This window comes from Aestuariivirga sp., from assembly GCF_037139295.1.
In the GTDB taxonomy this organism is placed as follows: domain Bacteria; phylum Pseudomonadota; class Alphaproteobacteria; order Rhizobiales; family Aestuariivirgaceae; genus Aestuariivirga.
In genome coordinates this window covers 1-13,180 of the sequence record NZ_JBAXGR010000085.1, presented here as the reverse complement: position 1 = coordinate 13,180, position 13,180 = coordinate 1, and the positions used below count along the sequence as shown (strand labels likewise).

Sequence of the window (13,180 nt, the reverse complement as noted above, 5' to 3'; positions counted from 1 at the left end):
CGCCCGGCGCCTGACACCTTCGTCATCTCTTCATTGCCATGTGCGGCGAGCACGCGGCCCGCGAGATAGAGCGATCCGCAGATGAGGATGCGCGGTGCGGGCACGGTGGATGATGCCTGATGCAGCGCGGCGTCGAGGTTTGGCGCCGTCTCCGCCTGCAGGCCATGGGCGCGCGCGGCCTCTGCCAGCTTCTCGGCCGACACGGCGTTTTCCTCGTCAGGAATGGTAATGGTGATGACGCGGCTGGCGATGCCGGCGAAGCAGCCGATGAAGCTGCCGACGTCCTTGGTGTTGAGCATGCCCCACACCATGACGAGCGGACGCGAGTGACGCTCGTTCAACTCCGAGAAGGCCTGCGCCATAACCTTGCCCGCTGACGGGTTGTGGCCACCGTCGAGCCACAGCTCGGACTCGGTGGGCACCAATGTGGACAGCGCGCCCTGCCCCAGCCGCTGCATGCGGGCGGGCCATGTGGTGGATTTCAAGCCCTCCGCAATATGCGCATCCGAGATGCGCGGATCGTCCAGCACGCGGAGTGTGGCGATGGCATTGCCGGCATTGTCGATCTGGTGGCGGCCTTTCAGCTGCGGCAACGGCAGGTCGAGCAGGCCACGCTCGTCCTGGAAGACGAGACGGCCATGCTGCTCATAGGCCTGCCACTCCTGTCCGGCGATGTGCAACGGTGCGCGCACGCGTTCGGCGACGCGCTCGATCTCGGTGCGGGCCTCGTCCGGCTGCACGCCGATGACGGCGGGCACGCCCCGCTTCAGGATACCGGCCTTCTCATGCGCGATGAGGCTCAGCGTATCGCCCAGATATTGCTGGTGGTCATAATCGATGGTGGTGATGACCGAGACGGCGGGGCCGATGACGTTGGTGGCATCGAGCCTGCCGCCCAGCCCAACCTCAAGGATGAGATAGTCCGCAGGCGTGCGGCTGTAGGCGAGGAAGGCCGCCGCGGTGGTGATCTCGAAGAAGGTGATCGGCACGCCGCCATTTACCTGCTCGCACTCTTCCAGCAGTGCGGTGAGGTCTGCTTCCGAAATGAGTTCGCCCGCCACGCGGATGCGCTCGTGGAACTTCACCAGGTGCGGCGAGGTGTAGGCGTGCGCCTTCAGGCCAGCCGCCTGCATGATGTGGCGGAGATAGGCGACGGTGGAACCCTTGCCGTTGGTGCCCGCCACATGGATGACCGGCGGCAGCTTTCTTTCCGGGTGGCCGAGCTTCTCGAGAAGCGCTTCCATGCGGCCGAGGCTCAGGTCGATGATCTTCGGGTGCAGCGACAGGAGCCGCGTCAGGATGGCGTCGCTGAGGGCCAAGATCAGCTCTCGACGGGAACGAGGGCTGTCGAGGGGATCTCGCGGGACGGTGCCTTCATCATCATCCGAACCATGCGCGACAGCGTCTCGCGCATCTGGTGGCGGTGGACGACCACGTCCACCATGCCGTGCTCTTCAAGATATTCGGCGCGCTGGAAGCCGGCGGGCAGCTTCTCGCGGATGGTCTGCTCGATGACGCGCTGGCCGGCAAAGCCGATGAGGGCACCCGGCTCGGAAATCTGAACGTCGCCCAGCATGGCATAGGAAGCGGTAACGCCGCCCGTCGTCGGATGCGTCAGCACCACGATGTAGGGGAGCTTGGCGGCGCGCAGTTCCTGCACGGCCACTGTCGTGCGCGGCATCTGCATGAGCGAAAGAACGCCCTCCTGCATGCGGGCACCACCGGAGGAAATGAAAAAGATGAAGGGTGTCTTCCTTTCAGCCGCCTTGCGCATCGCGGTGACGATGGCCTCGCCTGCCGCCATGCCCAGCGAGCCGCCCATGAAGGCAAAGTCCTGCACGGCGATGGTGACGGGGAAGCCATCAAGCTCGCCCGTGCCGGCCTGGATGCAGTCATCCACGCCGTTCTTGGCGCGGGCTTCCTTGATGCGGTCGGCGTATTTGCGCTCGTCGCGGAACTTCAGCGGATCGGCGGGAACCGTCGGCATGGCGATCTTTTCGTAGGCGCCATCGTCGAACATCGCCTTCAGTCGCACGTCGGGCGGCATCCGCATGTGATAGCCAGACTGCGGCATGACATGCTGGTTCGCCTCGAGGTCCTTGTAGAAGACCATCTGGCCGGAGTCGGGATCCTTCACCCACATGTTCTCCGGCACCTCGCGCTTGTCGGTGCCGAGGATCGAGCGGATTTTCGGGCGGACGAAGTTCTTGATCCAGTTCACTGGCTTAGGTCCTCACGCCTTGAGCAATTTCGGCGACCAGTGCATGCACAGCCTTGGCCGTCTTAGACGTCGGTTTTCCGGCTTTTGTGAGGCTCTTCTCCACCGCACTCACCAGTGCCGAGCCAACGACGACGCCATCGGCATCCTTGGCAATGGCGCGGGCCTGCTCGGCGGTCTTGACGCCGAAGCCCACACAGATGGGAAGCGGCGTGTGCTTCCTCAGGCGGTTGACGTTGGCCTTCACGCTCTTCAGGTCCGGCGCCTTGGTGCCAGTGATGCCGAGCACCGAGACGTAGTAGACGAAGCCGGAGGTGTTGTGAAACACGGTGGGTGCGCGCTTGTCGTCCGTCGTGGGCGTGGCGAGGCGGATGAAGTTCAAACCGGCGTTCAGCGCGGGAATGCAGAACTCGACATCCTCTTCGGGCGGCAAGTCGACAATGATGTAGCCGTCCACACCGGCAGCTTTCGAATCCTTCAGGAATTTCTCGACGCCATAGACATAGACCGGGTTGTAATAGCCCATGAGCACGATGGGCGTCTCGTTGTCGGTCTTGCGGAATTCCTTCACCAGCTTCAGCGTCTTCTTCATGTTCTGGCCATTGGCCAGCGCACGAAGCCCGGCGGCCTGGATGGCCGGACCATCGGCCATCGGGTCGGTGAAGGGCATGCCGATCTCGATCACGTCGGCACCTGCCTTGGGCAGGCCGGTGATGATCTTGAGCGAGGTGTCATAGTCCGGGTCGCCCGCGGTGATGAAGGTCACCAGCGCGGCGCGGCCTTCCTCTTTCAGGGCTTCGAAGCGGCGGTCGATGCGGGTGCTCACAGCTTCACTCCCAGAATGTCGGCCACCGTGAAGATGTCCTTGTCGCCGCGGCCGCACATGTTCATCACCATCAGGTGGTCCTTGGGCTTTGTCGGCGCAATTTTCATCACCTGCGCCAGCGCGTGGCTGGGCTCGAGTGCAGGAATGATGCCCTCGAGCTTGCAGCACAGCTGGAAGGCCTCGAGCGCTTCCTTGTCGGTGGCGGAGAGATACTGCACGCGGCCCATGTCATGGAGCCAGGCATGCTCCGGTCCGATGCCGGGATAATCGAGGCCCGCCGAGATCGAGTGGCCCTCGATGATCTGGCCGTCATCGTCCATCAGCAGGTAGGTGCGGTTGCCATGCAGCACGCCGGGCTTGCCACCGCTGATCGAGGCCGCATGCTTGGTCTTGGACTTGAGCCCGAGGCCCGCGGCCTCAACGCCGATGATCTCGACGTCCTTGTCATCAAGGAATGGGTGGAACAGGCCCATGGCGTTGGAGCCGCCGCCGATCGCCGCGATCAGCGAGTCCGGCAGGCGGCCTTCGCGCTTCAGCATCTGCGCCTTGGTCTCGCGGCCGATGACCGACTGGAAGTCGCGCACCATTTCCGGGTAGGGCGCGGGGCCGGCCACGGTGCCGATGCAGTAGAAGGTGTCTTCGACATTGGCGACCCAGTCACGCAACGCTTCGTTCAGCGCATCCTTCAGTGTGCGCGAGCCGGACTTGGCGGGAACCACCTTGGCGCCCAGCAGCATCATGCGGAACACGTTGGGCTTCTGCCGCTCCATGTCGACCTCGCCCATGTAGACGATGCATTCGAGGCCGAAGCGCGCGCAGGCCGTGGCGGTGGCAACGCCATGCTGGCCGGCACCCGTCTCGGCGATGATGCGCTTCTTGCCCATGCGGCGAGCGAGCAGGATCTGGCCCATCACGTTGTTGATCTTGTGGGCGCCGGTGTGATTGAGCTCGTCGCGCTTGAAATAGATCTTGGCGCCACCGAGGTGCTCGGTCATGCGCTCGGCGAAATAGAGCGGGCTGGGGCGGCCTACGTAATGCTCGAGGAAGCTGTCGAGTTCCTCCTGGAAGGACGGGTCGGCCTTGGCATCCTTGTAGGCCTGTTCGAGTTCGAGGATCAGCGGCATCAGCGTCTCGGCGACGAAGCGGCCGCCATAGATGCCGAACAGGCCGTTCTCGTCCGGCCCGGTACGGAAGGAATTGGGGGTGGTCACGTTCATGGGGCTTCGCCGCCTTTTCTCGAATGATGCCCGGTTCTAGCGGGCTGCCTTGGCGGCCTCAATGAATTTCCGGATGAGGCCGATATCCTTGACGCCAGGGGCGGATTCCACCCCTGACGACACGTCCACTACGGGGGCACCGGTCACCCGGATGGCCTCTGCGACATTTTCCGGCGTCAGGCCGCCCGCCAGCATGAAGGCGGGACGTTTCCCACCCTCCAGCAGCCCCCAGTCGAAGGCGTGGCCGTTGCCGCCCGGCAGGGCATTGCCCAGCGTTTCCGGCGCCTTTGCATCATAGAGGATAAGGCTCGCCACGGTGGAAAATTGCGCGGCCGCCGCGATGTCGGCATCGTCCTTCACCCGGATGGCCTTGATGACGGGCTTGCCCGTCAGCCGGGTGATTTCGGCGATGCGCGCAGGGGTTTCAGATCCATGGGCCTGGATCAGGTCGGGTCGGACCTGTGCGGCAATGGCGGAAAGCAGCGCATCATCGGCGTCGACCACGAGGGTGACGACCTTTGCCCGGCCTCGCGCCCGGGCGGCCAGCGTGGCGGCCTGCTCCAGCGTGACGTTGCGCGGGCTCTTCGGGAAGAACACGAAGCCCACGAAGTCGGCGCCCGCATCCAGCGCCGCATCCAGCGACTCGGGCGTCGAGAGGCCGCAGATCTTGACCTCAACGGTCATGTGAGTTTCCGCGGGAGCGTGCCCAGAATGTCCTGCGCGGCCTTTGCCGGGTCCTTGGCACCGGTGATGGCGCGACCGATCACCAGGATGTCCGCTCCTGCCGCCAGCGCTGCCTCGGGCGTGGCCACGCGCTTCTGGTCCTGCACGGCGGCATCCGCCGGGCGGATGCCGGGAACCACGGTGAGGAAATCGCGGCCAAGGTCAAGCCGGATGCCCACGAGGTCATGCGGACTGCAGACCACGCCGTCGAGCCCGGCGCGCCTGGTGAGTTCGGCCAGCGACCGGGCATGGGCTTCCGTGTTCTTTGCCGTCTCGAAGCCCGCCGCCCAGATGTCGTCATCCGACAGGCTGGTGAGGATCGTCACGGCAATGAGCTTGGCACGGCCGTCCACTGCCTCTGCCGCAGCCTTCATCATGTCCAGCCCGCCGGTGGCGTGGAGGTTCACGATGCCGGGGGTGGGGGCAATGCGCATCAGCGCCTTCATGGCGGAGGCGACCGTGTTGGGAATGTCGTGGAGCTTCAGGTCGAGGAAGATGGGAAGCCCCGTCTCCGCCACGCGGGCATAACCTGCAAGGCCGTGCGCATAGAAGAACTCCATGCCGACCTTGGCCCAGCCCACATGCGGCTTCAGCGCCTTGGCCAGCGCCACGGCGTGATCGAGGTCCGGCGTGTCGAGGGCAACACAGATCGGGTTGGCAGGCATGGGCTAAGGCTCCGGCTGGTTCAGCGGGCCTTTTGATACAGCATGATGGCGGTGGCAAGGTCTTCGATCGCCGTGCCGGCCGACTTGAACAGGGTGATCTCATCGGCCGAGGCCCGGCCCTTCACCTTGCCGCGGCACAGGTCGAACAGGTCGCCCTTCACGTTGGCGAAGTCGAACTTGCCCTCGTCACGCGCCTGCAGCAGGTCGCCGGCTTCCGCCAGCGCGCCCTCGCGCGTGTCGACATAGACGGAGGATCGCGCCACCACGTCCGCATCGGTCTCGCGCATGGTGGGCTTGAAGGCCCCGGCCAGATCGACATGGGTTCCGGGCTTCAGCCACGCGCCCTTGACGATGGGGGCGGTGGACGTGGTGACGCAGCTGACGATGTCCGACTGGCGCACCGCATGTTCGAGGTCGGTCACCGAATGCGCCTCGAGGCCGTGGTGGGCCAGTTCGGCGGCGAGCGCTTCGCCCTTGGCAATCGAGCGCGTGTAGATGAACACCCTGCGGATCGGGCGCACGGCGGCATGGGCGTGGACGAAATGGGGCCCGAGCGCGCCGGCACCGACCAGCGTCATCACCTCGGCGTCCTTGCGGGCGAGACAATCGGCAGCGAGCGCGGAGGCCGCGGCGGTGCGGCGGCGGGTGATCTCGCCGCCATCCATCATGGCCACGGTCTCACCCGTCTTCTGGTCGAACAGCAGGTAGCTCGCGTGGATGGTGGGCAGGCCCTGCGCGGCGTTGTCGGTCTTGAACACCACGGTCTTGAGCCCCGCCCAGTCCTTCGACCATGCGGGCATCAGCAGGAGCGTGGAGACGTCGGACACATCATGGTGGTGGCGCACTGGCGTCGTGATGTCGGCGCGGAAGCCCTCGCGCAGGGCTTCCACAATATCCTTGTAGGCGCCGAGCCGCGCCACATCAGCGGCGTTGAGGATTTTCACGAGACGGTTTCCGGCCGGACGGCGGGCAGGTTCTGCTGCAACTCGCGCTTCTCGCGCTCATGATGCTGCTGGGTGCGGATCAGTTCGATCTTGGCATCGCGCGCGCTGCGGCGGTGGCGGGCGGCACCGCGCCAGGCCACGAACCAGCCGATGAAGATGCCGAAGAACACGCCTGCGAAGAACAGCGCCCACAGCGGCATGCTCATCGTGGCAAAGGGCTGCGCACGGTTGATGGGATCGAAGGACACGGTGACCCACTCGCGGTTCGCCACCGCGAAGCCCACGCCGATGATGGCGACGGGCAGTCCCACGACCCAGTTGAAGATGCGTTTGAGCGTCATGGCCCCGTTCTACGCCCTTGGCCAGCCCTGCACAATCAGGCCTTGGGCAGGTTGAGCCGCTCGCGCAGTTCCTTGCCGGTCTTGAAGAAGGGCACGTGCTTGGCCACCACCTCGACCGATTCACCGGTGCGCGGGTTGCGGCCGGTGCGGGCATTGCGGGCCTTGGCGGAGAAGGCGCCGAAGCCCCGAAGCTCCACCCGGTCGCCCTCCTTCAGGGCATTGATGATTTCATCAAGCACCGTGTTGACGATGCGTTCGATGTCGCGGTGGTAGAGGTGCGGGTTCTTTTCCGCAATCTTCTGGACGAGCTCTGATTTGATCATGGCGCCTTCCTGGTTACTGGGCAGGGTGCCAAAGCACGAGCAGCCCGTCAAGCTGTGCCCTTTGGGCGGCTTCCTGAAGCCCCTGCAGCCCCAAGGACTTGAGTACAATGTCGGCGGCCGCGAAGCCAAGCCCCGTGCCTTCGCCCGAGCCCTCGGGCTTCCAGTCGCGGATGGGCAGCTTGGCGGCCACGGCCTTGTCCTTTTCCATCCAGGCCACCGCCGTGCCCTCGTCGCCCAGTTCGTCGATGAGCTTGTTGGCGACCGCCTGGCGGCCGGAATAGACGCGGCCGTCGGACAGCACGTCCACCGTGGCCATCGGCAGCTGGCGGCGCTCCGCCACCAGGTCCTTGAACCAGGCAAAGCCGTCCATGACGAGTTCCATGGAGGCGGCGCGGGCCTTTTCAGACATGGGCTTGTAGGGCGAGGGCTCGGCCTTGAGGTCGCCCGACTTCAGCTCTTCCATCTGGACGCCCACCGTTGCGAGCAGCTTCGAGAATTCGGGCATCGAGAAGATGACGCCGATCGAGCCGGTGATGGTGTTGCCGCGCGCCACGATGCGATCCGCGGCGATCGCGGTGATGTAGCCGCCCGACGCCGCCACCGTGTCCATCACGGCGACCACCGGCTTCTTGGCGGAAATCCTGCGCACCGCGTCATAGATGGCCTCGAAGCCCGCCGTGGTGCCGCCGGGGCTGTCGATCCTCAGGATCACCGCCTTCACGCGGTCCTCGTCGGCCACCTTCTGCAGCAGGTCCATGGTCTTCTGGTCGCCGGTGATGAGGCCATCGATGCGGACGCGGGCGATCTGGTTGCCACCCGTCCAGCCCTGGCTCCAGGCAAGGGCCGCAATGGTCGCGATGGCCAGCAGCACGGCGAGGATGCGCCAGAAGGTGACCCGGCGCTTCAGCTTGCGGCGGTCAACGATGAGTTCGGCTTCGGAGATCATGTGCGCTCCAGTGGAATTGGGTGGGGCCTATATAGGAGGTGTTGCGTCAGGATGGAAACGCTCGCTTTCGCCTTTCGCCCGCGGTCTTCTCCCGCTTCTCCAGCGGGAGAAGAAGGGACCCGTTGCGGAACGCAACGGGGAGATGAGGGGAGACAAGCACTGCAGCTTGGTTCGGAGCCAGCGGCCCCTCACCTACCCCAACTCCGTTGGGGCCCCCTCCTCTCCCGCTTCGCGGGAGAGGACGCCTCACCCCACAAAGCAAAACGGCCGGGTTTCCCCGGCCGTTTCACCAATCTCACGTGTCGCTTATTCGTCGGTCTTCTGCTTCTTGAGGGCAGCGCCGAGGATGTCGCCCAGCGAGGCGCCCGAGTCGGAGGAACCGTAGGTGGCCACGGCTTCCTTTTCGTCGGCGATCTCGAGAGCCTTGATCGAGACGTTCATCTTGCGAGCCTTCTGGTCGAAGATGGTGACCTTGGCGTCGAACTTCTCGCCAACGGCGAAACGCTCGGGGCGCTGTTCGGCGCGGTCACGCGCGAGGTCGGCACGCTTGACGTAGGCCGTCATGTCGGTGCCGGCGACCATCACTTCGAGGCCGTTCTCTTCGACCTTGAGGACTTCACAGGTAACCGTGTCGCCCTTCTTGATGCCGGAGGCCGAGGCCAGCGGATCAGAGCCCAACTGCTTGATGCCGAGCGAGATGCGCTCCTTCTCGCGGTCAACGTCGAGGACGCGCGCCTTGACGCGGTCGCCCTTCTTGAAGTCCTTGATGGCTTCTTCGCCCGAACGCTTCCAGTCGATGTCGGAGAGGTGGACCATGCCGTCCACATCGCCGTCGAGGCCGATGAACAGGCCGAACTCGGTGATGTTCTTGATCTCGCCTTCGACGTCGGTGCCCGTCGGGAACTTGTCCGAGAAGGCTTCCCACGGGTTCTTCTGGGTCTGCTTGAGGCCCAGCGAGATGCGGCGCTTGGCCGAGTCGATGTCGAGCACCTGCACTTCGACCGCTTCCGAGGTGGAAAGGATCTTGCCGGGGTGCACGTTCTTCTTGGTCCAGCTCATTTCGGAGACGTGGATGAGGCCTTCGATGCCGTCTTCCAGTTCCACGAACGCGCCGTAATCGGTGATGTTGGTGACCTTGCCCTTCACCCTGGCGCCGATCGGATAGCGCTCGGTGACGACTTCCCACGGATCCTTGTCCAGCTGCTTCATGCCGAGCGAGATGCGCTGCGTCTCGGGGTTGATGCGGATGATCTGGACCTTCACCGTCTGGCCGACATGGAGAACGTCGGAGGGGTGGTTGACGCGCTTCCACGCGATGTCGGTGACATGCAGCAGGCCGTCGATGCCGCCCAGGTCAACGAATGCACCGTAGTCGGTGATGTTCTTGACCACGCCCTCGACCACCTGGCCTTCGGCGAGGTTCTGGACGAGCTCGGAGCGCTGCTCGGCGCGGGTCTCTTCCATGATGGCGCGGCGCGAGACAACGATGTTGCCACGGCGGCGATCCATCTTGAGGATCTGGAAGGGCTGCGGAACGTTCATGAGCGGGCCCACGTCGCGGATCGGACGGACGTCCACCTGGCTGCCGGGAAGGAAGGCAACAGCGCCGCCCAAGTCGACGGTGAAGCCGCCCTTGACGCGACCGAAGATCACGCCTTCGACGCGCTCGTTCGAATTCGACATCTGCTCGAGGCGGGTCCAGGCTTCTTCGCGGCGGGCCTTGTCACGCGACAGAACGGCCTCGCCCATCGCATTCTCGATGCGCTCCAGGTAGACTTCGACGGTGTCGCCGACCTTGACTTCCGACGTCTTGCCCGGCTGGGCGAATTCCTTGACGGCGATCTTGCCTTCGGTCTTCAGACCGACATCGATGATCGCAAAGTCGTTCTCGATGGAGACGATGCGGCCCTTGACCACACTGCCTTCGGTGGCGGGATTGTCGGAATAGCTCTCGGCGAGGAGAGATTCGAAGTCTTCACGGGTGGGGGTGAGCGAGACGGCGGATTTCGCCATGTGGGTGGTGTTCCTGTTCAAATCGAGGCTGGCCCGGCGGCAAAACCCGCTAGGACGTCCCTGACTGCCCCTTGGTTGAAATGGGCGCCGGAAGGGCAAACTCGACCTTGCGTTCCAAACCCGAAAACCCCGCCCAGGCAGGCGGTTAGGTGTTCCCGAGGCCTTGAAACTATTGTGGGGCGCATTGCGGCACCCCGGTTCATGTCCATGCACGCCCGGAGGCGGCACGTCCTGTAACGGGGCGGCATATAGGTGAAATTGGGGGGTGGGGCAAGCGAAAGCGGGGGCGCGGAAAAGACGGGATCTAGGGCGTCCGCCGCGCCTCCACGGCTGCAATCGCCGCGGCCACGGCTGAGGCGATGTCCATCCCGGAGGTATCCAGCGTCACCGCATCCTTCGCGGCCACCAGCGGGGCCGTGGTGCGTTTTGAGTCCCGCTCGTCCCGCGCGAGGATGTCGGCCAGCACGGCCTCGAAATCGGCGGAACCCAGTTCCATCTGGCGGCGCTTCGCGCGGACTTCGGCACTCGCGGTGATGAAGAGCTTGGCGTGGGCGTCGGGGCAGACCACCGTGCCGATGTCGCGGCCGTCGAGCACGGCGCCGGGGGGCTTCTTCGCGAAGCTGCGCTGGAACTCCAGCAATGCCGCGCGGACCTCGGGGATCACCGCGACGATGGAGGCGGCGGCACCCACCTTTTCGGTGCGAAGATCGGAATCGGCAAAGCGCGACGGGTCGAGGCTCAGCGCAGCGGCGATGGCGGCGGCGGTGGTGATCGGCTCGCCCCCTGCCCTGATCGCGGCGAGGCCCACCATGCGGTAGAGGGCGCCCGTGTCGAGGAAGTGGAAGCCGAAGTGCTGCGCCAGTGCGCGGGCGATGGTGCCCTTGCCGGCAGCGGCGGGGCCATCGACCGCGATGATCATGTGGCGGGCGTGAGCTTGGCGCCCATGCCGTTCATCAGCCCGGTGAAGTCCGGGAAGCTCGTCGCGATGAAGCGGCTGTCGTCGACCTTCGTTTCATGCGCCGAGGCAAGCCCCATGACGAGGAAGGACATGGCGATGCGGTGATCCATGTGGGTGACGACCAGCCCACCGCCCTTTGCGCCACCGCCGTCAACCTCAAGCCAGTCGCGGCCCGAACGCGTGGAGACGCCATTGGCCGCGAGGCCCGCTTCCACGGCGGCGAGGCGGTCGCTTTCCTTGACGCGCAGTTCCTCGAGACCTTCCATGCGGGTGATGCCTGATGCGAAGGAGGCCGCGACCGAGAGCACGGGATATTCATCGATCATCGAGGGTGCGCGCGCGGCGGGAACGGTGACGCCCTTGAGGGCTGAGGCTTTCACATGAAGGTCGCCCACCTCTTCACCACCGGCCAGCCTGCGGTTCTCGAGCACGATGTTGCCGCCCATCTCGATGAGCGTGTCGATGAGCCCCGTCCGCGTGGGGTTCAGCATGATGTTCTCAATCACGATGTCGGAGCCCGGCGTGATCAGGGCCGCCACCATCGGGAAGGCGGCGGATGAGGGATCGCCCGGCACATCGAGGTTCTGCGCGGTCAGCTCATGCTGGCCTTCAATGGTGATGTGGTTGCCGTCCGCCTTCTTCTCGACGGTGATCTTTGCGCCGAAGCCCTTGAGCATGCGCTCCGTATGGTCACGCGTGGGGGTGGGCTCGATCACCGTGGTCTTGCCCGGCGTGTTGAGGCCCGCGAGCAGCACGGCGGACTTCACCTGGGCGGAGGCGACAGGCAGCGTGTAGGTGACGGGCACCGGGTTCTTCGCGCCCTTCAGCGTCAGTGGCAGGCGGTTGCCCTCCGCCGTCTCGAAACTCGTGCCGAACTGCGAAAGCGGAACGGTGACGCGGCCCATGGGGCGGCCGGAGAGCGAGGCATCGCCGATGCATTGGGCAGTGAGCGGCGTGGTCGACATCAGCCCCATGGCAAGCCGGACGCCGGTGCCGGAATTGCCGAAGTCCAAGGGCTTTGCGGGGGACCTGAGCCCGGCCACGCCCACGCCCTGAACGCGCCACACGCCATCGCTGCCGCGTTGCGCGTCAGCACCCAGCGCGGTCATGGCCTTGGCGGTGTTGATCACGTCCTCGGCTTCCAGCAACCCACGGATGGTGGTTTCGCCAATGGCCACGGCGCCGAACATGAGCGCGCGGTGGGACATGGACTTGTCGCCCGGCACGCGGATGCGGCCTTTCAGGCCGGTGGCCTGGCGGGAAACGAGGGGAAGGGGTTCGACGGTATGGTTGCTGCTCATGTCGGCTCCGGTCTAGCGGTTCCGATACACGATGATTTCACCCTCTGCCAGCCCTCGGCACGCCGGGTTTTGACAATGGCGTCAGGAAGTGCCATGGAGCCCCCAATCAAAGCTTTTCCGTCGAAAGGATCAACCGTGGTCAAGGCTGAACTCGGAACCAAGCGGACGTGCCCGTCCTGTGCCGCCCGTTTCTACGACCTGATGAAGAACCCGATCGTCTGCCCGAAGTGCAACGCCAACTTCGTGGCCGCCTCTGTGCTGCCGTCCAAGGGTGAGATGCCTGCCATGGCGCCGGTGCCGAAGCCGCGCGTCGTCGAGGTGGCGGACGACGTGGAAGTGGCCGATGTCGAGCTCATCAGCCTTGAGGATGCGGAAGCCCCCGACGTGGCCGATGACGACGAGACCGCAGGCATCGAGGACGTGGACCTCGGTGAAGAGGGCGCTGCCGAAGCCGAAGACGACACCTTCCTGGTCGAGGAAGAAGAGGACGGCGACAACATGTCGGGCCTCCTCGATAACGGCAAGGAAGACGAAGAAGAGCCCTGAAAATAGTTCTTGCGTGTTGGCGAGGGCGGAACTAGGTTTCGCCCCGCTTCGCCAACCCCATGTGGCGAAAACAATGGTTTCAAGGGGTCATAGCTCAGTTGGGAGAGCGCTTGAATGGCATTCAAGAGGTCGGCGGTTCGATTCCGCCTGGCTCCACCA

The 13,180-nt window shown here is 64.9% G+C and carries 14 protein-coding genes and 1 tRNA gene; 2 read left to right on the top strand and 13 right to left on the bottom strand.

What is annotated here, in order from left to right:
* The 13 genes from WCJ41_RS16775 to aroA all read right to left on the bottom strand — a co-directional run.
* Positions 1-1,319 (bottom strand): folylpolyglutamate synthase/dihydrofolate synthase family protein (locus WCJ41_RS16775; protein WP_336906984.1); only part of this gene is annotated, 1,319 nt, incomplete at its 3' end.
* 2 nt (positions 1,320-1,321) lie between these two features.
* Positions 1,322-2,221, bottom strand: a complete 900-nt coding sequence (accD, locus tag WCJ41_RS16770) for an acetyl-CoA carboxylase, carboxyltransferase subunit beta (protein ID WP_336906983.1) — start codon at positions 2,219-2,221, stop codon at positions 1,322-1,324.
* A gap of 4 nt (positions 2,222-2,225) precedes the next feature.
* Positions 2,226-3,044 (bottom strand): tryptophan synthase subunit alpha, encoded by an 819-nt coding sequence (gene trpA, locus WCJ41_RS16765; protein WP_336906982.1) that lies wholly within the window; start codon positions 3,042-3,044, stop codon positions 2,226-2,228.
* Positions 3,041-4,261, bottom strand: coding sequence for a tryptophan synthase subunit beta (gene trpB / locus WCJ41_RS16760; protein ID WP_336906981.1), 1,221 nt, complete (start codon positions 4,259-4,261; stop codon positions 3,041-3,043). The genes trpA and trpB overlap by 4 nt, the downstream gene beginning before the upstream one ends.
* A 36-nt stretch (positions 4,262-4,297) precedes the next feature.
* Complete coding sequence (locus WCJ41_RS16755; protein WP_336906980.1) at positions 4,298-4,945, bottom strand: phosphoribosylanthranilate isomerase; 648 nt, start codon at positions 4,943-4,945, stop codon at positions 4,298-4,300.
* The gene (gene pyrF, locus WCJ41_RS16750; RefSeq protein ID WP_336906979.1) at positions 4,942-5,649 is read right to left on the bottom strand and encodes an orotidine-5'-phosphate decarboxylase; all 708 of its coding nucleotides are present in this window, start codon (positions 5,647-5,649) and stop codon (positions 4,942-4,944) included. Before pyrF ends, WCJ41_RS16755 begins: the two co-directional genes overlap by 4 nt.
* A gap of 20 nt (positions 5,650-5,669) precedes the next feature.
* Positions 5,670-6,593, bottom strand: a complete 924-nt coding sequence (locus tag WCJ41_RS16745) for an ornithine cyclodeaminase family protein (protein ID WP_336906978.1) — start codon at positions 6,591-6,593, stop codon at positions 5,670-5,672.
* Positions 6,590-6,934 (bottom strand): LapA family protein, encoded by a 345-nt coding sequence (locus tag WCJ41_RS16740; protein ID WP_336906977.1) that lies wholly within the window; start codon positions 6,932-6,934, stop codon positions 6,590-6,592. Before WCJ41_RS16740 ends, WCJ41_RS16745 begins: the two co-directional genes overlap by 4 nt.
* A gap of 35 nt (positions 6,935-6,969) precedes the next feature.
* Positions 6,970-7,257: an integration host factor subunit beta gene (locus WCJ41_RS16735; RefSeq protein ID WP_336906976.1), complete on the bottom strand. Its 288-nt coding sequence runs from the start codon at positions 7,255-7,257 to the stop codon at positions 6,970-6,972.
* A gap of 13 nt (positions 7,258-7,270) precedes the next feature.
* A complete protein-coding gene (gene sppA, locus WCJ41_RS16730) occupies positions 7,271-8,203 on the bottom strand; it encodes a signal peptide peptidase SppA (RefSeq protein WP_336906975.1) in 933 nt (310 codons plus the stop codon).
* Positions 8,204-8,509: 306 nt separating this feature from the next.
* Positions 8,510-10,216: a 30S ribosomal protein S1 gene (rpsA, locus tag WCJ41_RS16725; protein WP_336906974.1), complete on the bottom strand. Its 1,707-nt coding sequence runs from the start codon at positions 10,214-10,216 to the stop codon at positions 8,510-8,512.
* Between the two features lie 304 nt (positions 10,217-10,520).
* Entirely contained in the window at positions 10,521-11,135 is a 615-nt protein-coding gene (cmk, locus tag WCJ41_RS16720; protein WP_336906973.1) for a (d)CMP kinase, read from the bottom strand.
* A complete protein-coding gene (gene aroA, locus WCJ41_RS16715; RefSeq protein ID WP_336906972.1) occupies positions 11,132-12,475 on the bottom strand; it encodes a 3-phosphoshikimate 1-carboxyvinyltransferase in 1,344 nt (447 codons plus the stop codon). Before aroA ends, cmk begins: the two co-directional genes overlap by 4 nt.
* A 135-nt stretch (positions 12,476-12,610) precedes the next feature.
* Between aroA and WCJ41_RS16710 the strand changes: the two genes are divergently transcribed.
* Together WCJ41_RS16710 and WCJ41_RS16705 are read left to right on the top strand one after the other, a co-directional pair.
* Positions 12,611-13,021 carry a TIGR02300 family protein gene (locus WCJ41_RS16710; protein WP_336906971.1) on the top strand — a complete coding sequence of 137 codons (411 nt, stop codon included), beginning with the start codon at positions 12,611-12,613 and terminating at the stop codon, positions 13,019-13,021.
* Positions 13,022-13,104: 83 nt separating this feature from the next.
* Positions 13,105-13,180: transfer RNA gene (locus WCJ41_RS16705), tRNA-Ala, on the top strand.

What these genes read in the sequence shown, in the direction of transcription:
- WCJ41_RS16740 (WP_336906977.1), bottom strand. Translation starts at nt 6,934, where the DNA reads ATGACGCTCAAACGCATCTTCAACTGGGTCGTGGGACTGCCCGTCGCC.
- cmk (WP_336906973.1), bottom strand. Translation starts at nt 11,135, where the DNA reads ATGATCATCGCGGTCGATGGCCCCGCCGCTGCCGGCAAGGGCACCATC.
- sppA (WP_336906975.1), bottom strand. Translation starts at nt 8,203, where the DNA reads ATGATCTCCGAAGCCGAACTCATCGTTGACCGCCGCAAGCTGAAGCGC.
- trpB (WP_336906981.1), bottom strand. Translation starts at nt 4,261, where the DNA reads ATGAACGTGACCACCCCCAATTCCTTCCGTACCGGGCCGGACGAGAAC.
- pyrF (WP_336906979.1), bottom strand. Translation starts at nt 5,649, where the DNA reads ATGCCTGCCAACCCGATCTGTGTTGCCCTCGACACGCCGGACCTCGAT.
- WCJ41_RS16735 (WP_336906976.1), bottom strand. Translation starts at nt 7,257, where the DNA reads ATGATCAAATCAGAGCTCGTCCAGAAGATTGCGGAAAAGAACCCGCAC.
- WCJ41_RS16755 (WP_336906980.1), bottom strand. Translation starts at nt 4,945, where the DNA reads ATGACCGTTGAGGTCAAGATCTGCGGCCTCTCGACGCCCGAGTCGCTG.
- rpsA (WP_336906974.1), bottom strand. Translation starts at nt 10,216, where the DNA reads ATGGCGAAATCCGCCGTCTCGCTCACCCCCACCCGTGAAGACTTCGAA.
- aroA (WP_336906972.1), bottom strand. Translation starts at nt 12,475, where the DNA reads ATGAGCAGCAACCATACCGTCGAACCCCTTCCCCTCGTTTCCCGCCAG.